17 protein-coding genes and 1 tRNA gene are annotated in these 19,205 nt (G+C 58.3%); 10 read left to right on the forward strand and 8 right to left on the reverse strand.

What is annotated here, in order from left to right; translation table 11 throughout:
* The first annotated feature begins 64 nt into the window (after positions 1-64).
* Together uppS and HY795_09565 are read left to right on the forward strand one after the other, a co-directional pair.
* Positions 65-796 carry a di-trans,poly-cis-decaprenylcistransferase gene (uppS, locus tag HY795_09560; GenBank protein MBI4805470.1) on the forward strand — a complete coding sequence of 244 codons (732 nt, stop codon included), beginning with the start codon at positions 65-67 and terminating at the stop codon, positions 794-796.
* A gap of 47 nt (positions 797-843) precedes the next feature.
* Entirely contained in the window at positions 844-1,929 is a 1,086-nt protein-coding gene (locus tag HY795_09565; protein ID MBI4805471.1) for an acyltransferase, read from the forward strand.
* Here HY795_09565 and HY795_09570 read toward each other — a convergent pair.
* Positions 1,913-3,301, reverse strand: coding sequence for a HAMP domain-containing histidine kinase (locus tag HY795_09570; protein ID MBI4805472.1), 1,389 nt, complete (start codon positions 3,299-3,301; stop codon positions 1,913-1,915). The two genes, HY795_09565 and HY795_09570, sit on opposite strands and share 17 nt — an antisense overlap.
* Positions 3,302-3,497: 196 nt before the next feature.
* Between HY795_09570 and HY795_09575 the strand changes: the two genes are divergently transcribed.
* A tRNA-Pro gene (locus HY795_09575) sits at positions 3,498-3,574 on the forward strand.
* A gap of 399 nt (positions 3,575-3,973) precedes the next feature.
* Complete coding sequence (locus HY795_09580) at positions 3,974-4,780, forward strand: inositol monophosphatase (protein ID MBI4805473.1); 807 nt, start codon at positions 3,974-3,976, stop codon at positions 4,778-4,780.
* Here the strand turns inward: HY795_09580 and HY795_09585 are convergent.
* Positions 4,777-5,502: a GntR family transcriptional regulator gene (locus HY795_09585; GenBank protein MBI4805474.1), complete on the reverse strand. Its 726-nt coding sequence runs from the start codon at positions 5,500-5,502 to the stop codon at positions 4,777-4,779. The genes HY795_09580 and HY795_09585 overlap by 4 nt on opposite strands.
* Positions 5,503-6,218: 716 nt before the next feature.
* On the opposite strand from HY795_09585, the gene HY795_09590 reads away from it, so the two are divergent.
* From HY795_09590 to HY795_09605, 4 genes are all read left to right on the forward strand, one after another.
* Entirely contained in the window at positions 6,219-6,749 is a 531-nt protein-coding gene (locus HY795_09590; protein ID MBI4805475.1) for a DUF4337 domain-containing protein, read from the forward strand.
* An 11-nt stretch (positions 6,750-6,760) separates the two neighbouring features.
* The gene (locus HY795_09595) at positions 6,761-7,630 is read left to right on the forward strand and encodes a radical SAM protein (protein MBI4805476.1); all 870 of its coding nucleotides are present in this window, start codon (positions 6,761-6,763) and stop codon (positions 7,628-7,630) included.
* 148 nt (positions 7,631-7,778) lie between these two features.
* Positions 7,779-9,170, forward strand: coding sequence for a PilZ domain-containing protein (locus tag HY795_09600; GenBank protein ID MBI4805477.1), 1,392 nt, complete (start codon positions 7,779-7,781; stop codon positions 9,168-9,170).
* Between the two features lie 140 nt (positions 9,171-9,310).
* Positions 9,311-9,889 (forward strand): lytic transglycosylase domain-containing protein, encoded by a 579-nt coding sequence (locus HY795_09605; GenBank protein ID MBI4805478.1) that lies wholly within the window; start codon positions 9,311-9,313, stop codon positions 9,887-9,889.
* A gap of 3 nt (positions 9,890-9,892) precedes the next feature.
* On the opposite strand, the gene HY795_09610 is transcribed toward HY795_09605, so the two are convergent.
* The 6 genes from HY795_09610 to HY795_09635 all read right to left on the reverse strand — a co-directional run bounded on the left by HY795_09610 (position 9,893) and on the right by HY795_09635 (position 17,152).
* Positions 9,893-10,846: a hypothetical protein gene (locus HY795_09610; GenBank protein MBI4805479.1), complete on the reverse strand. Its 954-nt coding sequence runs from the start codon at positions 10,844-10,846 to the stop codon at positions 9,893-9,895.
* Between the two features lie 12 nt (positions 10,847-10,858).
* A complete protein-coding gene (locus HY795_09615; GenBank protein MBI4805480.1) occupies positions 10,859-11,278 on the reverse strand; it encodes a response regulator in 420 nt (139 codons plus the stop codon).
* Positions 11,279-11,539: 261 nt separating this feature from the next.
* Complete coding sequence (gap, locus tag HY795_09620) at positions 11,540-12,529, reverse strand: type I glyceraldehyde-3-phosphate dehydrogenase (GenBank protein MBI4805481.1); 990 nt, start codon at positions 12,527-12,529, stop codon at positions 11,540-11,542.
* Positions 12,530-12,631: 102 nt separating this feature from the next.
* Positions 12,632-13,555: a class II fructose-1,6-bisphosphate aldolase gene (fba, locus tag HY795_09625; protein ID MBI4805482.1), complete on the reverse strand. Its 924-nt coding sequence runs from the start codon at positions 13,553-13,555 to the stop codon at positions 12,632-12,634.
* A 286-nt stretch (positions 13,556-13,841) separates the two neighbouring features.
* Complete coding sequence (locus HY795_09630) at positions 13,842-16,094, reverse strand: PAS domain-containing protein (protein MBI4805483.1); 2,253 nt, start codon at positions 16,092-16,094, stop codon at positions 13,842-13,844.
* A 29-nt stretch (positions 16,095-16,123) separates the two neighbouring features.
* The gene (locus HY795_09635) at positions 16,124-17,152 is read right to left on the reverse strand and encodes a sensor domain-containing diguanylate cyclase (GenBank protein MBI4805484.1); all 1,029 of its coding nucleotides are present in this window, start codon (positions 17,150-17,152) and stop codon (positions 16,124-16,126) included.
* Positions 17,153-17,267: 115 nt separating this feature from the next.
* Here HY795_09635 and HY795_09640 point away from each other — a divergent pair, with 115 nt between their 5' ends.
* Entirely contained in the window at positions 17,268-17,588 is a 321-nt protein-coding gene (locus HY795_09640; protein MBI4805485.1) for a carboxymuconolactone decarboxylase family protein, read from the forward strand.
* A 174-nt stretch (positions 17,589-17,762) separates the two neighbouring features.
* Positions 17,763-19,202, forward strand: coding sequence for a UTP--glucose-1-phosphate uridylyltransferase (locus HY795_09645; protein ID MBI4805486.1), 1,440 nt, complete (start codon positions 17,763-17,765; stop codon positions 19,200-19,202).
* Positions 19,203-19,205 lie beyond the last annotated feature (3 nt).

Consider the following 19,205-nt stretch of genomic DNA (forward strand, 5'->3'; position numbering starts at 1 on the left):
GAGTTTTTGGCCCCCAAGACGATCCGCCTTGGGGGCCGCGCTCTTCACTCAGCAGGAAACGCCGATGTCTGACACTTCTCGCCCAATTCCACGCCACTTGGCCGTCATCATGGACGGCAACGGCCGCTGGGCCCAAGCGCGCGGGCTTTCGCGCAGCGAAGGGCACAAGGCCGGCACCGAGGCCGCCAAACGGCTGGTGACCCGCTGCCGGGAAATTGGCGTGTCGCACCTGACGCTTTACACCTTTTCCAAAGAGAACTGGAAACGGCCCGAGGATGAGGTCCGCACCCTCTTCGACCTTCTGGTGCGCTTTTTAAACAATGAGCTTAAGTCGCTCCTGGAGCAGAACATCCGCCTGAACGTCCTTGGAGAGCTGGAGGATTTCCCCTTTGCCGTGCGCCAGGTGCTCAAGCATGTGCTCAAGAAGACCGCCAAATGTTCTGCCATGACGCTGAACCTGGCGCTCAACTACTCGGGCCGCGCCGAGATCCTTCGGGCTTGCAGGCGTCTTATTGAGCAGGGGGCAAAACCCGAAGAGGTCACGGAGGAGCGGTTTTCCAACGAGCTCTTCACTGCCGGCCAGCCTGACCCGGACCTGGTCATCCGAACCAGCGGCGAAATCCGCATCAGCAACTATCTTCTGTGGCAAAGCGCCTACGCGGAGTATTATTTCACCGACGTTGCCTGGCCGGACTTCGATTCGGTGCAGCTGGATTTGGCCCTCGAAGCCTACGCCAGCCGCCAGCGCCGGTTCGGACTGACCGGCGAACAGGCTTCTGCCGAGGATACCCGGTAAGCAGCGGCGCCAACACCCTAATATCTTGCCCTCGACCGGCTTTTTTCATGACCGCACCCCTGGTAGACGCCGCCACATCCCGCCGCCTGACCGCCCTGCGCTCTCTATTGATGCTCGCGGTGGTGTGCATCCACACGGAGAAAGGCCTCCTGTTCGCCCTTGCGGCCGAGGCCCCTCTGGCCAAGGCGGTGCTCAATGTCTTTTGCCGCCACGTATTCCAGACCGCGGTCCCCCTGTATTTCGCCATGTCCGGCTACTTGCTTTTCCTGCGTTATGATGGCGGCCTGGGAGGATACCCAGGCCTGATTGTCAAACGCTTCCGAACCATCATGCTTCCCTTTCTCCTGGCCAATCTTTTCTGGGTGGTGTTCATCCTGGTGGAGGGGGGCATTCCCGGCATCGGCGGCACCACCTACGTCAAGGAGCGCGGCTTTGTGGGCCTTATTTTCGGCCTGAACGGGCTGCCCCTCATCTACCCGCTGTGGTTTTTACGTGACCTGTTCATCCTCTTCCTGCTGGCCCCCGGGATTTCCTTTGTCATCCGCCGCCTGCCGTATCTTGGTCTGGCGGGCTTCTGGCTGTGCTGGAATTTCATGCTGCAGGAAGGCATCCCCCTGGAGTTCAGTGGGGCTTTCTTCTTCTATCTGGGCGGGCTCTTGGCCGAAAAACGAACGGATTTGGACGGACTCAGGCCTTACATCTGGCCGGTCTGCCTGGGATGGATCGGCCTAGTCGCTGTCAGTTCAACTATCCAGATATCCGGAACCGAAACCATCTGGCGCTACCCTGCCTGGAGAGCCAGCGTACTGGTAGGCGCGGTAGCCGTGTGGTTGCTCTCCGGGAAGGTCCATTGGGGTGGGAATGATGGAAAGGACGAGAGGGGAGAGACCAATTGGAAGCGAGCAATTTTTCTGCTCTCCCCCTATATCTTCTTCATCTACCTGCTGCACGAGCCGGCCCTGTCCTTCATCGCCAGCTGGACCAGCTGGATGGTTTCTCCGGACAGTTCCCCCGCCCAACTGGGCTACGTCCTCTTCCTGGCCGTGGCCACCATGGCAGCCACACTGGGCGTGGCGTGGATGCTGAAGCGGTTTGCGCCTCCGGTGTACTCGCTGCTTACGGGCGGCCGTTAGGGCCGTCGGGCAGACGTACCCGCACAATGGTTCCCTGGCCCATGCCCGTGTGGAGTTCGATGCTCCCGCCGTGCACTTCGGCGATCATCCTGGCCGTGTAGGTCCCCAGCCCCGTTCCGCTTTGCTTGCCCCAGGTAGCGTACTTCTCAAAGAACCTCTCCCGGATCTCCTCAGGCACATCCCTGCTGTTGGCCACCTCCACCACAGCCCAGCCTTCTTCCCGGAAAAGCCGCACCGCCACGGTCTCACCGGGTTTGGACGCTTCCAGGGCATTGTTTATGAGGTTGGCCAGCATGGTGTAGCACAGGAGTTCCTCCCCGAGCACAAAGAACTGCGGCTCTGGCGTCTGAAGATCCAGTCCCATGCGCGCCGAGCGGTAGGGGCCTCCTCCCTCTTCCCATATGGAGCGAACCAATGCGGCCAGGTCCAGTGAGTCCGCCGCAAGTTCGTAGGTGCCCCGCTCCATGCGATAGAGCGAGAGGGAAAGGGTTATCATTGATTGCATGCGCCGGCCAGCCACCAGCATGAGCCGGACCATCTCTTTCTGGCGGTCGGTCAGGTTGTCGGCTTCCAGCAAAAACTGCGGCAGGGTCAGAATCGCGGACAGGGGGGATTTGAGGTCGTGCCTGGTGATCAATTCCACGTCTTCTCGCAGTTCCTCGGCCTTGCGCCGGTCCGTGACGTCCACTACCGCGCTGGCCAAGGCATCGCTGAAGTGCTCCATATAATCCGTGGCCATGTCCAAGCGGTAGCGGTCGGGACTTAAGTCCGTCAGCAGGATGAGGCCGGCCCATTGTCCTTCGTGAAAGCGGTCTTCCAGGGGATAGGCGTAGCATGACCCCCAGCGTCTGGCTTCAGCCGGGGTCAGAAGCCCCGGGGGAGCTTGCAAGGCCGGACCAACGTAACTTCTAGAACCAGCGGACAGAATGCTCCCGGCCATGGCCCGCAACTCTTCGGAGTCAAGCAGCGGGAAACCTTTGGGGAGGTATTTCCCGTACTCGTGCTGGTCCATGTACAGCCGAAACATCCCCACCTTGAAAAGCCCACGCAGTCTCTCCAGCATGTCCGGTAATTCATCCAGGCTGCGTAACGATTCGATGATCTCGAACCCCTGCCGGAAACGCTCGAAGGAACGCAGAGTTTCTTCGTAGCGCCGCCTGTTTTCTTCAATGCCCATCTCCAGGCGCTTGGCCTTCATGACGGCTATGGCCGCGGTTTCCTCCAGGGCCGACCTCTCTGCCACAACCCCAATCACGGATTGCCGCAAGGCCTCGGTCTGGCCGGCGAGGAGGGGCATGCGAAGTTCCCTGGCGGAACGCTCGAGCGAGTCGAGCTGCCCGAGCAGGGCTGAGAGCAATGGGTGGCCGTACATGGTGAACCTGTAGCTCATGGAACAGTAAGTGAAAAGCCATGCTTAGTCGTTTATCCAGGAAAGGAGCTGATTTCATTTGCTGGGGTTGCGCCGGCAACATATCTTCCGTCTTCTGATGAAAATTGATCAAAGCCCGACCGCATGCTCACATCACTTGCCAGAGTCGCGAGAATTCTCTAGGGATCACGTCTCCGGTCGGGGCGTAGCGCAGCCTGGCAGCGCACCTGCCTTGGGCGCAGGGGGCCGGAGGTTCAAATCCTCTCGCCCCGACCAGCAAATCCAGCGGGTTACGGTTACACGCCGTAGCCCGTTTTCATTAACGACATGTTGTACGATTTTTGCTCCTTGATCCCCACAATTACCCTGCCGCCTTCCTTGAGCCTAGAGCTCCCGAAGCTGAGTATGATGGGCCCATGCGGGTGCTGTCGTAGTGGTTTCGCAGAATCATCTCCGCGCTGATTCCAGCCGTGTTGGCGATTCACGGCGCCAGCCCCTGAGCCAGGCTGCGGGACCCAAGGGGGTAGGGCCGTCCATGCTGACCAGTACGATGTGGCCCCCCCCAACTCAACCAAACCTGACACCAAGCTCCACATTTTTATACCTTCCCGCTATTCTTTACTTTTTGTAGGCCTTTTGAAGCTGTGATACACTGTCTGCCAGGATGGTGACACCATGATGAACATGCCTCCACTCGATCTGGACACAGCCATGGACGTGGCCATGGACGCTGTTCGGGCCGGGTGCTCGGTACTGGCTGAAGGCAGCAAGAGACTCGAAAGACTCGGCAAGACTTCCAAGAGCCCTGGAGATGTCAGCACCGAGATTGACCGCCTAGCCGAATCGGCCATTCTCGGCCGTATCCGCGAGACATTCCCCTCCCATGCCGCTGTTGGCGAGGAGAGCGGCGCTAGCGGACAGTCCCCGTTCCGTTGGATCGTGGACCCGCTGGACGGCACCATGAACTACATACGCGGCCTTCCCTACTACGGCGTTTCCGTGGCCCTTCAGGAGCATGACACCGTGGTGCTGGGGGTCGTAGCGGATCCGGAGCGGGAAGAGTTCTTCACAGCCATTCGTGGCCGTGGCGCATTCTGCAACAACAAAAGAATCCAAGTGTCCCGGTGCCCACGGCTGGACGAAGCCGTGGTGGGCACGGTGGTGCCGCCGCCCAAGTGGCCAGGACTGGACAACTATCTGGAGATGTTCTGCCGGGTGGCGCGCAATGCGGCTGCAGTGCGCAGGGCTGGCGCTGCGGCGTTGGACCTGGCCTATGTGGCGTCAGGACGGCTGGATGCGTTTTTCGTCTTGAGTCTGAAAACCTGGGATGTCGCGGCTGGTTCCTTGCTGGTGACCGAGGCAGGAGGAGCAATCGCCGACATCGACGGACGCCCGGACCCACTCGAGACGAACCGGCTGGTTGCCGCAACGCCCGGAGTGCTCCCGCAGCTGCTGTTCACGCTTAGGAATGTTTCAGGCTAACGCAGTTGAATGTGGTAGGAATGCTCCGAAGTGTTGCACCTGCTCAGCCGGAGTTCCACAGGCCTGTCTTCCAGATCCAGGGCAATACGCCGGATGGAGAGCAAGGGATAGCCGACAGGGACTTCGAGTCGTTTGGAGTCCGTTGCATCCGCGGCAACAGCCTTCAGGTCCTCGAAGATCTGCACGATGGTAATCTGAAATTTCTTTTGAAAAAAATCGTAGAGCGTGTTGGGCAGCGTATTCGCTCCGTAGCTTTCAATGCCGGGGAAACATGCGCAAGGCATATAGATCCGCTCGTTTATGACCGCGACCCCTTCCAAAACGCGGATACGCTCCAAGCGAAAGACCTTGTCCCCTTTCTCTAATTTCAAAAAAACTTCGACCTCTTTAGAAGCTTTTTCCACCCGGGCACTAAGAATTTGCGAAACAGGAAGTTCATGGCGCCCCTGCTTGTTCACAATCTTGAAGAACCGGTACAGATGCTGGTCCGCATCGAAGGTCGGCACGGCCGTGCCCTTTCCTTGGTAGCGAACAACCCTCCCCTCGGAGGTCAGCTCGTTCAGGGCCTTGCGGAGAGTGCCTTGACTGACGCCATACTCTTTGGCCAAGGCATATTCGCTTGGCAAGAAGGTGCCAGGCGGCCAATCTCCGGCAGCAATGCGTTTGAGAAGGGTGTCTTTGACCTGCTGGTAGAGAGGCTGAAACGATGGTTTGTACGACACTCTGGCACCTAAGTATGATGTAGTATCTTGACTATTTCTTAGATTCCACAAGATGTCAAGAATGATCTTGCCATCCTTTCACAGCGCTCCACTACAACATCCGCTCCCTCGAGTACAAGCATCCTGGCAGTTCCGGAACTGAAGCCTTTGGAGCATACACGAAAGCTGTACTTGCTCACCACATCGCTGCAATGGTTTATTTTTTGTAAAATGACCTGTGGACTATAAATGACAATCTTTCTTCAAAAGTATACCCTGTTTCATAACCGGTATAAAGAGAAAACCATCAGATCATTCTCCACAATATTCACTTCCTTACAAAACGCTTTCAACAATATCCTTTCTTCTTCATAGAGCATACCTATGCGAGAACACTTCGCATGCCTCTCCAGGACCACCTTCAGCGTCCTTGTGCTGAGCGCATACCGGAATGCATACGAATCATACGGTACGTGCTGCTTTCACTCATGAGATTTCTCGAACTTGATCTCCTGCCATGCTTCTACATAATATTTCTCACTGCATTCATCAGCAGTCACGGGTTTACTCATTCACCCATCACCCGGACAACGTGGCCTCACAATTGCTAAATGGCGCATCCCTATATCACGTTCCGCATGAGTTCTTTCCTTGCGGACTTGAAACCACGTCGGTTTGCCGGTACGTTCCCGTCGCCAAAGACCATCGCCGTGGAGCATTTTCCTGTGGGGGATCACATGCCTGAAGAAAAGAAAGATACATGGTTAAGCTACGTTTCAGTTTCCACTATCATCTTTGCTGTCTGCGCCACGCTTTCCACATTCAAGGGGGGGCAATATTCCACAAAAACAGTATTAAACCAGCTAAACGTCGCCAATTCATGGGCATATTATCAATCCAAGGACTTGAAGAGCTACCTGCATGAGATCCAAAAGGACCAGCTTGAACTCGCGGTCAGACATTCGTCCCTGACAGGAGAGGCTGCCGAGCAATACAAGAAGAAGATTGCCGCCTATGACGAAAAAATAATGAAGTACGATGTACAGAAAAAGGATATTGAGCGCGATGCCAAGGCTTACGAAGCGGATATCAAACTCACCCAGGGCTACTCCCAAAATTTTGGAATGGCGGTTATTTTTCTTCAGATCGCCATTTTGTTGGCATCAATATCCGCTCTTATGAAAAAGATCTCCCTCTGGTATGGAAGCCTTTCCGTGGGTTCCATAGGCATCGCATACTTCTGCAACGGCTTCTTTTCCTTTTTTTAAACGGAGGCACCCTGCACTACGAAGGAAACATCATCCGCCCTCCGAGCGAAGCGGACAGCATCCTCCTGCAGGTAACCGTGGGATGCTCCCACAATTCGTGCGCGTTTTGCGGAGCATACATGGGCGAGCCTTTTCGCATAAAGGACGAGGGAACCGTTTTTGAGGACATCGAATTCGCCGCCCGCTACATGACCAAGCAGCGCAGGCTCTTTCTCTGCGACGGAGACGCCCTGACCATGCCTCTTGAACGGCTTACGCGTATACTGAACCGCATCGGCGAACGCATGCCATGGTTGACCCGTATAGGCGCTTACGCCAGCGCCAGAGGCTTGCGCGGCAAGAGTCAGGACGACTTGCGTTTCCTCAAGGAGCAAGGGCTGTCCATGGTCTACATGGGGCTCGAATCCGGTGACGACGCCCTTCTGAAGTCCATGGGAAAGAAGGCCTTGGTGAAGGACATGCTGGAACAAGCAAACAAAGTGCGCCAGGCCGGACTCAAGCTCTCTGTCACAGTGATTGTCGGACTCGCTGGCGCCAGCGATTGGCAAAAGCACGCCCGCCTTACAGGGGAAGCATTGACTGCCATGCAGCCTGACCATGCCGCGGCCTTGAGCCTCATCCCTGTTCCCGGCACCCCGCTCTGGCAAGACATCGAGGCAGGCAAGTTCCAACAGCAGGACGCGCTTGGCCTGGTCCGGGAGCTCCGAATGCTCCTGGAACATACCCAGATGTCCCGCGGCCTGTTCCTTGCCGACCATGCGTCCAACCATGTCCCCTTGAAGCTGAGGCTACCCCGGGACAAGGCTCACGGATTACAACTTTTGGACGCAGCCCTTGCCGGTAGAAAACCTCTCAAACCGGAACGTGCTCGTGGTTTGTAAACGACTTCCGCAATTTCGTGTTTCCCGCGCTTTCGCTATAATCCGTGACAGGTTACAGTAACTTGAACAGATGCATAAACAACCCACTGTGCGGCAGGCACAACACCATCAGCACGGAATGGCCTCAGCAGGCCGCCCTGGTACAATCATGAACGGCATGCATTCCTGCGGAACGCACCGGGCCGCGTCTGACAAGGGCGATGGCGCATGCCTTTTCCTTTCACCTGGACAAGTTCTCTCGCTCCAGCTTCCGGGAGAAGACCGCGGGAATCGAGCCTCGGTCCTGGGTGTCAAATCCGGTGAATTCATCATTATCAAAGCTTCCCCGGTTCTGGTTTCCAGGCTTAATTCCGACACTGAACATCCTGTTCTCATCCGCCTTGAGGACAACGGCACCATCTACGGCTTTGAAGCATCGGTCCTCAGCGTGCTCAAGCATCCCCTGCCGCTCCTGTTCGTCGCCTACCCCAAAACCTTCGAGGAGCATTCCCTCAGGCGCCACCCCCGGATCAAGTGCTTGGTCCCCACGTTGATCGAAAGCCCGGATTTCGTCTCTCCCGGGCACATCTGCGACATGAGCATGGGTGGCTGCCGGGTGGTGGCTCCCCAGGACTCCGTCAGGGGCAACTCCCTGGAATACGGTGACCACGTCAACATCTGCCTGCCATTGGACGGACTGCGCATCGAAAAGCTTCCCTGCCAGGTACGGGCCCACAAAGTGGACAACGGCTCAGTAAATCTGGGATTGGCCTTCCAGGAAGGCAACGACACTTATGCCGTTGCGGCTCATTTCCTCGACAGGCTGCACAAACTGGAGAGCCTGCGATTTCTCTTGAACCAGGAAGCAGCCCGGGAGGCTCTTGCAACGCCCCCCCTTCCAAGCGACATGCGCGACCTGACCCCCCTGGTGGGCGACGGATTCCAGGTCTCCCTGAAGGCCCAGGAATCCATTGAGCTCCAGTTCACGGGCAGCCATCTCTACGATCAATCATACATTTTGGGTGTGGACGGTACGGATACGGTCATTGCAGAAATGCCCATGAGCACCGGCCTCAAAAGTCTGCCCAAACCCGGCATGGGTCTTCAGGCCCGTTTCGAGAACCACGGCTCCCGCTACGGATTCCGCACCTCGGTCACGAAATTCATCACCAAGCCTCGCCCGATGGTTTTTTTCGCCTACCCCAAGAAGATCGAAATCCTCATGCGCAGGCGCCACCCCAGGGTGAGGTGCCAGCTCCCGATCAGTCTTGAAAACGAGCACTTCAAAGCCACAGGATACATATCAGACATCAGCCAGGGCGGATGCCGGGTGATGGCCAACCTGGACAACGGGGAGATGGTCTGCAACGTCATGACCGGAGACACCTTGAACATGTCTATGCCGCTGGATGGTCTCCGAGTCGGCAGTCTGAGGGCCAAGGTGAAAAGCATCAATTACCAGGAGAACACCATCACCATGGGGCTTGTCTTCGCTCCAGACAAAAAGATGGCTCATTCGCTTGAGGACTTCATCGCCCAGCTGGAATCCGTAGCGAACTGATAAGCGCCCTGACATACTGATTTGCCGTTCCTGTCCCGCTTCCCGTTTGTTATTTGTTCCAGTCAGTTCTCCGCCTGACGAAACACGCCCCATCACACCAAGGCTGGACATCCAATGCCAGCTTTGAGAACCTTATACCAATGTTCATTCGTCCCCCCATTCCAGCCGTTGCCTTGGCAGCGCTCCTGTTCTTTCTGCCGCCGGTTCTGGCCGCCGGGGCGGAACACACTCCTGGAGAATTCAACTTCAGAGTTCCAAAGGGCTCAACCAGCACCCAGGTGAAGGCCTGGATCAAGCAGGCAGCGGCCAAGCACGGCCTGGACCCCAGCCTGGTGCAGGCCCTGATGGAAATAGAATCCGGAGGGGACGCGGCAGCGGTGTCTCCCAAAGGGGCGCAAGGCCTCATGCAGATCATGCCCGGCACAGCCAAGGAGTTGAACCTGAGCGACCCGTTCGACCCTTCGGCCAACATCGATGCCGGAAGCCGCTACCTGCGTGATCAGCTCAAATCGTTCGGGGACGTGCGCCTGGCCCTGGCAGCATACAACGCAGGGCCCGAGGCTGTGCGGAAATATGCCGGCATCCCTCCGTTCCCGGAAACGCAGCGTTATGTGGCGGCCGTGTCCAACCGCTTCATCGTCTTGAAGACCGGAGGAAACCTGGAGGCCTTCGTGAAAAAGGCCCTGGAGAGCCCCAACAGGCCCGCGGAAGTGAAATAAGAATCAGGCCTTGGCAGCCAGACCCGCCTGCTCGCGTGACGCTGCCCACCTGGAAAGCATCGCTGTCACAGCCAGTGAGAATAAAAGCCGCCCCACCAGCGACCCCCAAGGGCTCGTGCCAATCAAAGCCAGAAGCAGCGTGTCCTCGATGAGGGCATGGGAAAGACTCATAAGCGATACCGCGGCGAAGACGTCCTTTTTGGATATGTGCCCGGCCTGGGTCTCATGAATGATAAGCCCGCCACCGTAGGTCAACCCCATGGTCATACCGATGACCGTCACTGTTGCCGCAGTGGAGCCGATGCCCATGAGCTTGAGGAAGGGCGTGAGCAGTATCTCCAAGAGACGCGTGAGCCCAAGGGTGTTCAAAAGGCGCATGAGCCCCATGAGCGCAAGGATGATGAGGAATATGTAGCCCAGATTTTTCGCTTCTCCAAAGGCCCAGCCAAGAAGCGAACTCTCCGCCGGAGGAGGAAGCCAGAGCATGACGGCCGGGCCGGAAAGAACACCGGTAGCCGAAAATATCACATGGAGCAGCCAGGCGCAGGCGAATGCCCCGCCGATTCTAAGAAGGTTCTGTCCGAAGAAACTCACGCCGCAGCGTTTGGTGACTTGGCCTTCGACCAGCAGGTTGTGGGCGATAAGCATGAGCACGCCAAGCACTGTAACCTGGGCTTCGGTGAGCTGGCCGGTCTCCCCGGCCAGGGTCTGAAAGACTATGAGGCCCGAGTAGATATTCGAAAGCATGGCCGTGGCCCAGGCCAGCCCGAGGCCTGCCGGCAGGCCAACCAGCTCCATTACTGGACCGAGAGGTGCCGCCAGATACTCGATGCCTCCGAGTTCCTTGAGTACCTTCACCACCAGGATGATGGGCACCATGACCTTGAAAAGCGCCAGGCTCACCTTCACCGCGTCACGGACAAGCCCGGTCAGGGCAGCAAACGGAACCGGATACAACTGGAACTCCCTTTAATCGCTCTTTCGGCTTAACGCCTTTATGATCTTCTGCTTGAGCACGGAGCCGTCAATAGGTTTGGCCATGTAGTCAGTGGCCTTAAACCGCAATGCCTCCATCACCATCTGCTTGTCCGGAACACCGGTGATCATGATGAAGGGGATGTTTTCAAAGCGCTCATCCCGGCGCATTTTTCTGAGCAAATCCAAACCGTTGATTCCAGGCATGAGCCAATCGGCCACGACCATGTCCACCTTGCCTGACTCGAGCATCCGCCAGGCTTCCTCGCCGTCGCCCGCCTGGAGTATCATGTGCAGCCCCAGCGGTTCGAGAATACCACTTAGAGCGTCGCGGATGATAGGGGTATCATCCACCACGAGCAACGCGGTTTCGCCGAGAAGCCGTCTCAAGCGTTGAATGGATCGTTGGTCCATACGGGCTCCGCTGTGAATACCAAGAATTATTCCGGACTCGCGCGTCCGCTGTTGAGGCATTCATCCTATCAGACTGAGCGCGATAAAGGCTACTCTCTTCTTGACGGGTTCCGCATACTGGATTTGCCCGGATAATAATTCGCCAGGCTTGCCGCATGAGTCTTGATTTCCGGCACGATTCACCGTCCGTCATGGGTGCACCCAAAAGAAAAGGCCGGGGCTATTAAAGCCACCGGCCTTTAACGAGTACCATGCGGAGCGCTATTTCTTTGTCGCCACAAGATTGAGCAATCGGATCAGCTGATGGGTGAACCCGGCCTCGTTGTCGTACCAGATCACCACCTTGAGCAGGGTTCCGTCCAGCACCGTGGTGAGCAGGCCATCCACCACGCCGCCATGGGTATCGCCCAGATAGTCCACCGAAACCAGAGGTTCCTCGGTGTAGCCCATGTTCTCGTTGGCCTTGGACTTGAGTAGCGCGTTGACCTCTTCCTTGGTCACCGGCTTTGCCATCTCGCAGGTGAGATCCACGATGGAACCGTCGGCGGTGGGGACCCGGATGGAATAGCCGTCAAGCTTGCCCTTGAGTTCGGGCATGACCGCGGTCACCGCCCGGGCGGCCCCGGTGGTGGTGGGGATGAGGGAGACGCAGGCGGCGCGGGCCCGACGGGGGTCCTTGTGGGAGCCGTCCAGGATGCGCTGGCTCATGGTGTAGGAGTGGATGGTGGTCATGAGCCCGTGCTTGATTCCGAAAGCGTCGTTCAAGGCCTTGGCCACGGGAGCCAGGCAGTTGGTGGTGCAAGACGCCGAGGAAATGATGTTGTGCTTGGCAGGGTCGTATTCGTGGTCGTTGACGCCCATGACGATGGTGCAGTCAGGCTCTTTGGCCGGAGCGGAGACGATGACTTTCTTGGCGCCGCAGGTCATGTGGTGGCCGGCCTTTTCGCGATCGGTGAACTTTCCCGTGGTGTCCACAACGATGTCGATGCCGTAATCGCCCCACTTCCACTCGCAAGCGGCATGCCGGTTGACGTGGATCTTTTTGCCCTGGACGGTGATGCCGTCCTCCCAGACGCCCACTTCACCGGGGAACGTGCGATGGACAGAGTCGTATTTGAGGAGCCTGGCAAGTTCCTCGTTGCCTGCGCGGGCATTGATGACCGCAATCTCGTAGTTCTTATCGTCCGCCAGTATGCGGGTCAGGTAACGGCCGATACGGCCAAAACCGTTCACGCCGATTTTGGTTGCCATGGGGTTCCTCCTTAAGTTCTCTCAAAAAAAGTAACGAAATATTCTTGAAACATCCCGGGAGCAGCTTTTTCAAGAAGAGCCCCTTGGATGAATCCCTCTTTATTATGCCTTCCCGGAGCAGCCCAGGACGTTTCTGATCTTGTGGGCCACCATGTCCCTGACCGCGTCGCGGGCAGGGGTGAGGTACTGCCGGGGATCGAAATGTTCCGGGTGCTCGGCGAAATGTTTGCGGATCACCGCGGTCATTGCCAGCCGGATGTCGGTGTCGATGTTGATCTTGCACACGGCCATTCCCGCGGCGCGCCGCAGCATATCCTCAGGCACGCCCTTGGCGCTGCCGACTTTGCCACCGTATTTATTGGCCATTTCCACGAACTCCTGAGGCACAGAGGAAGATCCATGCAGCACCAGGGGATAGCCGGGAAGAAGCTTGCCGATTTTATCCAGGCGATCGAAATCGAGCTTGGCCTCGCCCTTGAACTTATAGGCTCCGTGGCTGGTGCCTATGGCAATGGCCAGGGAATCGCACCCGCTGCGTTCCACGAACTCAACCGCCTGGTCGGGGTCGGTGTAGACGCTGTGCTCGGAGCTGACCTCGTCCTCCACGCCGGCCAAACGGCCGAGTTCCGCCTCCACGAACACGCCCTGGGCATGGGCGCATTCCACCACCCGCTTGGTCTGGGCGATGTTTTCCTCGAAAGGAAGGTGTGATCCGTCGTACATCACCGAGGTGAACCCTGCTTTGATGACCATCTCGCAGATTTCAAAATTCTGGCCGTGGTCCAGGTGCAGCACCACCGGCAGGTCGGTGTCGACCATGGCCGCTTCCATGAGTTTCATGATGTAGTTCTCGCCGGCATACTTGCGGGCTCCGGCCGAGACCTGGAGAATGAGAGGCGAGCGTTCCTGATTGCCAGCGGCGATGATGCCCTGGACGATTTCCATGTTGTTGACGTTGAATGCGCCGACTGCGTAGCCGCCAGCGTAGGCTTTCTTGAACATTTCCTTGGGCGATACCAATGGCATAACGCTCTCCTCCTTGGCGGGGCATGGGCGATTGGGGACGAGGGTGAAAAAGGCGCGAGATGCGCCCCGATAGGCGGGAATATAGCCCTGGAAACGTTTTTTTGTCAATTAACAGCGGGATTTCCCGGCCTTGACGGCTTGCGCAGTTTGCTCATGGCCTTGAAACAGAAGGCCCCATGGATGGTGCGGCATGCACACGAGAAGAGAAACAAAAAACGAGAGAAACCTGCTTACGTCTCCACCAGGGGTGTACCTGGCTCGCGACCACCCAAGGCGCACTTCGGGATCAAGCCTTCTCGCTAAAGCTCCGCCCTTTTCCCAAGATTTCAGGCGTGTCCAACGCGGCGGCGAGCGCAGCCGAACTCACGGGTTTCTGGAGAATGACATCCGCCGCTCCCGCGTATGAAGCGGACTCGTCCCTGTCCGAGAGCAGGACGAGTTTCGCTTCTTTGTCCACATTGCGGCACGACTGCAAAAAGGACCTGCCCGACACACCATGCAAATCCTCTCCAGCCAGGACCACGTCGAACTTCTCGGGTATACGGGAAAAGGCGTTCAGCGCCTTGGTGGCATCGCGCATCATGGTTGTCTTGAAGCCCAATTCCCCGAGGGTCATGGCTATCGCCCTGCGTGCAAATGCATGCGTGTCAACAACCAGAGCTCGCCGTTTCTGCCCCGTCTGAGCCTGGCGCGGCGCCGGTCCGGCCAGGGGAAGGTACGCCTCGAACCGGCTTCCCTTGCCCAGTTCGCTCTCCACGCGCACGCCTCCTCCCAGGGAACGGACAATGCCGTGCACGGTGGACAGCCCCATACCCGTACCCTCGCCGGGTTTACGCGTGGTGAAGAACGGGGTGAAGATGCGCTCCATCAATGACTTGTCCATACCATGCCCGGTGTCTTCCACAGCGAGCACGGCATACTCTCCCGGGGCAAGCGGAGTGTCCCCAGTGCTTTTTTCCGGATCGATCTCGCGTTTGGCGAGCCCAATGGTCAGGGTACCTCCCCGGCCCTGCATAGCGTGCAGTGCGTTGTCCGCGAGATTTTCCACCATCTGGTGCACCAGGCTCGGGTCCGCCAGGATTTCCAAGGGTTCTCCCGCATCCTCCAGCCGGACTTCCACATCCGGGGGCAGTCCCGCCCGCATGAGTCGCAGGGTCTCCTGAACAATGGGCTTGAGTTCGATGCGCGTGGCGCGGAGGTCGCCCCGACGGCTGAACACCAGTATTTGCTTGATGAGTTGGCGGGCCCGCCCTCCCGCCTGGATGATCTCCTCCAGGGGCCTTCGCAGGATGTCTCCGGTCTGGAGAAGCTGCATGCCCACTTCCGCGTTGAGAAGAATCGGAGTGAGGATATTGTTGAAATCGTGCGCGATGCCGCCAGCCAAGGTTCCCACCGCTTCCAGCTTGTGCGCTCGGCTCAGCCGTTTCTCCAGGCGGTTCTGGTATGCGATGTCGCGCAAGAGCAGCACAATGTTCGTTATTCTCCCCGCCTCGTCGCGCACGGGAGAGAACACCGCCTCGGCAGCGAGCGGCTTGGATCTGGATGACGAGTCCTTGATCATTCCTGTCCACTCCAAACCTGCCTGCAAAGCGTGACGGATGTCGCGCGATGGAAGCGGCGGACGGCACCCCGAGAAGAGGTCGAAGAAATCCCTGCCGAGAACATCAGCCCGCTCCAGCCGGGCAATTTTCCCGAACGCGGGATTGGCGTATTCCACCTTCCAGGTCCCGCCGGTAATGATCGCCACGCCCTCCACTGCCTGCTCCACGGCTGTGGCCAAGAGCATTCGCTCGGATTCGGCCTGCTTGCGCGCTGTTATGTCCTCCAGGATCCCCTCGATGCGCGACACCCCGCCGCCAGACTCCCCGCGCACTACCCACAAGCTTAATGAAACCCATATCCCGCGCCCGTTACGACGCAGCATGCGCAACTCCCTGCCCTCGACAGTTCCTTTCTCCATCAGCTCCGCCAGGACTTTCCGGCGGGCCTGGGCATCCGCGTATACCTGGGACTCTATGTCGGTTATGAGGGTCACCGCTTCCTGCGCGGAGTCATACCCAAGAATGCGGGCGCAGGCCGGATTCATCCACAAGAACCGCCCTTCCGGTGTGCACTGGAAAAGACCTTCCATGGCGTTTTCGGAGATACTGCGCAGCCTGGCCTCGGATTCCTTGAGAGCCTGTTCAAAGGCCGACCTCTCCTCAACCACATAGGCGCAACCGAGAATCTCCATCGGCGTGCCGTCCTGGCCGCAACGCACCATCATGTGTTCGCGCACCCGGCGCCACTCCCCGTCCTTGCAGCGCAGCCGGTATTCAAGGGCGAGTTCCCCCGCATCGTTCAGGCCTGCCAGTGCGGCAGCCACTTCCGCCGCGTCGTCAGGATGGATCATCGATCTCCAAAAATCAGGTGAAGCCACGCATTCCTCGGGTGTGCAGCCCAGTTCGCGCTCCGCGGAAGCGCTCACCATGGTGGCGCGCAAGGTCGTTGGTTCCAGGGAGAAAAACACCATGGGACCGTTCTTCTTCCCTTTATCCATTGCCTGAAAGCTCTTCGGAGTTGAGGAGTTCATGAATCGAGCGGACCAGGGCCTTCCTGGCGGGTGATGCTTGAATAAAATGCGAAGCTGGACCGGATGTGGTTCTTTACGAAATACATGGCTTGGTCGGCTTTCTTGACGAGTTCCCAGGGATCGTGCCCGTCGTCCGGATAGAGGCTTATGCCCACGCTGCCGCTCGGGCCTGTCTCCCCCTTCAGGCTCGCGTAGGGCTTGTGGAGCGCATTGATGATCTTCCGGGCCACCTCGGCAGCGCCCGATTCGCCTTTCAAGTTCGGCAAGACAATCACGAACTCGTCCCCCCCCACCCTGGCCACGGTATCCGAGCCGCGGACCTCGCCCAGGATGCGCGTAGCCACTTCCTTGAGCACCTCGTCCCCTACAGCGTGGCCCAGACGGTCGTTGACGGGTTTGAAATTGTCCAAATCCAGAAAGAGCAGCGCTGCCTTGGTCCCCTCGCGTCTGGAAGACGCCACCACCCTGGACAGACGGTCCATGAGCAATGGACGGTTGGCCAGCCCCGTGAGAGGGTCGTGGAGGGAGGCGTGCATGGCCTTCTCCTCCATCCCCTTGGTTTCGGTAATCTCCTGGATGATTCCGTCATAGAAGGCCACACGCCCGAACACGTCACGCCGGATCACGGGAGTGTTTCGCACCCAGCGAACCGAGCCGTCCTTATGCAGAATGCGGTGTTCGAGAGGCGGGGCGTCCTCGCCGCGCATGAGCCTCTCGGCCAGCTCCAGCACGGCCGGGCGATCATCCTCGTGGACCATGCTGAGCCAGAGCAGTGGGTTTAACTCGTATTCAGCGGCAGTGTAGCCCGTAAGCTTGGCGCAGCCCTCCCCGTGGGTCGTGGACTGGGCCCTGCCGTTTTCCACCTTCACGGTGTAAATATAGTCGGTCACGGTTTCCAAAAGCTTGCGATAGCGTTCTTCGGACTCGTGCACCGCGCGCAAGGCGTCCTCGAGCCTTTCGGCACGAAGCCTAAGCTCGCTGATCTCCGCCTGGAGATCTTCCGGGGCTCTGCACGCTTCGCTCATGCATAAACATTTGCTCCAACCGGTCCTTCGCGTCAACAGCAGCCGTTTTTTGTTTCAGATACGGAGGACTTCGTGATAGAAATACCTCTCGCACACAAACACAAGGAGACTTCCCATGAAGGACGCACTCAAGCCCAAACACTATGAGATAATGCGCTCGAAATACCCAACCTACATCGAAGCGGTGGAGTCCCTCGGCAAAGCTGTTCGCGACGCGGGCCCCCTCGACGAAAAGACGCTCCTGTTCGTACAGCTCGGTGCAGCAGCCGCCGCCCACTCGGAAGGATCGGTGCTCTCCCACGCCCGCAGGGCCATGGCCGCCGGAGCGAGCCTCGAGGAAATCTACCACGCCCTGATGGGGCTCACCTCCACCATCGGTTTCCCCACAGTGGCCGCCGCCATGAGCTGGGTCAGGAAGAATCTTGAAGGGGAATAGTTAGAGTTAGAACCCAGGTTACAACCACTGCGGCCCGCAAGGGCCGCTCCTTCGGGAAGGGGCCGGATGTGCAAAAGGCCGCACCCGAAGCCCCACCGCCCTTGACGCAACCTTCCATTTCACGCACACGGGGAACAGTTGCGACCATTACCACTCCTTCGCGAGGACAGCCCCATGATCATGGATTGCATGAAGACCGCCGACCCTTCGATGATCGAAATGTTTCGCCCCTTCGGACTCAAGATGGAGGAACAAGGCATCCCTCCCATCGTCATCAATATCTTTAAATGCTACTTTGCGCGCCTGCTGTACGGCGCCCAGGGCAAGCTTCCCGAGGACGAACTGCTTCCCCTCACCGACCGTGAGGTGCCGGACTATGAAGCTCTTGCCTCTTACGCCGAGGTCGGTCGCCAGGCCATGCCCCACGCTGTGGTCATCAAGCTAAACGGTGGGCTGGGCACTTCGATGGGGCTGGAGAAGGCCAAAAGCCTTATCACAGTAAAAGACGGCATGAGTTTTCTGGATCTGATTCTGGCCCAGATGCGTGCATTGCGCGAAAAGCATGGCAAGGCCATTCCCATCCTTTTCATGAACAGCTTCAAGACCCACCTGGACACCATGCTCAAGGTGGAGGGGTTCGACAACGGCCCAGGCGGCATGCCCCTGGCCTTTCTGCAGCACCGCTACCCCAAGATTCTGCACAAGGATCTGACACCGGCTGTCTGGCCCGGCAACCCGGAGCTGGAGTGGAATCCCCCCGGCCACGGCGATTTGTATACCGCCCTGGTTACGTCCAAGGTTCTGCGCAAGCTCCTGGATCGCGGCGTCCACTACGCGTTCATCTCCAATTCGGACAACCTGGGCGCGGTCATGGACGAACGGTTGCTGGGATACATGGTCAAGGAAGGAGCGCCATTTCTCATGGAGGTGGCCGGGCGTACCGCCTCGGACCGCAAGGGCGGCCACTTGGCCAGGCTTCGCACCAACGGCAGGCTCGTGCTGCGCGAGATCGCCCAATGCCTGGAACGAGACCTGGACGCCTTCCAGGACATCTCCCGGCACCGTTTCTTCAACACCAATTCGCTCTGGATCGACCTGCGGGCCATGGAGAAGGTGTTCGTGGCCAACGGCATGATGCCCCTGGACCTCATCTTGAATCCCAAGTCTCTGGATCCGCGCGACCCCAAATCTCCGGCCGTGATCCAGATCGAGACGGCCATGGGTTCGGCCGTCTCAGCCTTCGAATCCGCCCAGGCGGTAAAAGTCCCACGCACGCGCTTCGCTCCGGTCAAGACCACCTCTGACCTGTTGGTAGTAATGTCCGACTGCTACGAGATAAGCCCCGAAAAGACCGTGGTGCCGTCTCCCAAACGGACGGACCCCATGCCAATAGTCACTCTTGATGGCAAGTTTTACAAAAAAATCGACGACTTCATGGCCAGATTCCCCCACGGTGCACCCTCGCTTCTTGCCTGTTCGAGCCTCACCGTGAAGGGCGACGTGCTTTTCCAGGCAGGGGTCCGGATTACCGGTGAGGCCCACATCATAAACGAATCCGGCAAACAGGCCGTGCTCGCCGAGGACACCGTCGTCACCGGCGAACTGAGGCTCTAGACC

Source organism: Desulfovibrio sp. (assembly GCA_016208105.1).
Lineage (GTDB): Bacteria > Desulfobacterota > Desulfovibrionia > Desulfovibrionales > Desulfovibrionaceae > Fundidesulfovibrio.

Excerpts from the sequence above, each read along its gene's own strand:
- uppS (MBI4805470.1), top strand. The coding sequence starts at position 65 with ATGTCTGACACTTCTCGCCCAATTCCACGCCACTTGGCCGTCATCATG.
- HY795_09565 (MBI4805471.1), top strand. The coding sequence starts at position 844 with ATGACCGCACCCCTGGTAGACGCCGCCACATCCCGCCGCCTGACCGCC.
- HY795_09570 (MBI4805472.1), bottom strand. The coding sequence starts at position 3,301 with ATGTACGGCCACCCATTGCTCTCAGCCCTGCTCGGGCAGCTCGACTCG.
- HY795_09580 (MBI4805473.1), top strand. The coding sequence starts at position 3,974 with ATGATGAACATGCCTCCACTCGATCTGGACACAGCCATGGACGTGGCC.
- HY795_09590 (MBI4805475.1), top strand. The coding sequence starts at position 6,219 with ATGCCTGAAGAAAAGAAAGATACATGGTTAAGCTACGTTTCAGTTTCC.
- HY795_09600 (MBI4805477.1), top strand. The coding sequence starts at position 7,779 with ATGAACGGCATGCATTCCTGCGGAACGCACCGGGCCGCGTCTGACAAG.
- HY795_09605 (MBI4805478.1), top strand. The coding sequence starts at position 9,311 with ATGTTCATTCGTCCCCCCATTCCAGCCGTTGCCTTGGCAGCGCTCCTG.
- HY795_09615 (MBI4805480.1), bottom strand. The coding sequence starts at position 11,278 with ATGGACCAACGATCCATTCAACGCTTGAGACGGCTTCTCGGCGAAACC.
- gap (MBI4805481.1), bottom strand. The coding sequence starts at position 12,529 with ATGGCAACCAAAATCGGCGTGAACGGTTTTGGCCGTATCGGCCGTTAC.
- fba (MBI4805482.1), bottom strand. The coding sequence starts at position 13,555 with ATGCCATTGGTATCGCCCAAGGAAATGTTCAAGAAAGCCTACGCTGGC.
- HY795_09630 (MBI4805483.1), bottom strand. The coding sequence starts at position 16,094 with ATGGATAAAGGGAAGAAGAACGGTCCCATGGTGTTTTTCTCCCTGGAA.
- HY795_09635 (MBI4805484.1), bottom strand. The coding sequence starts at position 17,152 with ATGAGCGAAGCGTGCAGAGCCCCGGAAGATCTCCAGGCGGAGATCAGC.
- HY795_09640 (MBI4805485.1), top strand. The coding sequence starts at position 17,268 with ATGAAGGACGCACTCAAGCCCAAACACTATGAGATAATGCGCTCGAAA.
- HY795_09645 (MBI4805486.1), top strand. The coding sequence starts at position 17,763 with ATGATCATGGATTGCATGAAGACCGCCGACCCTTCGATGATCGAAATG.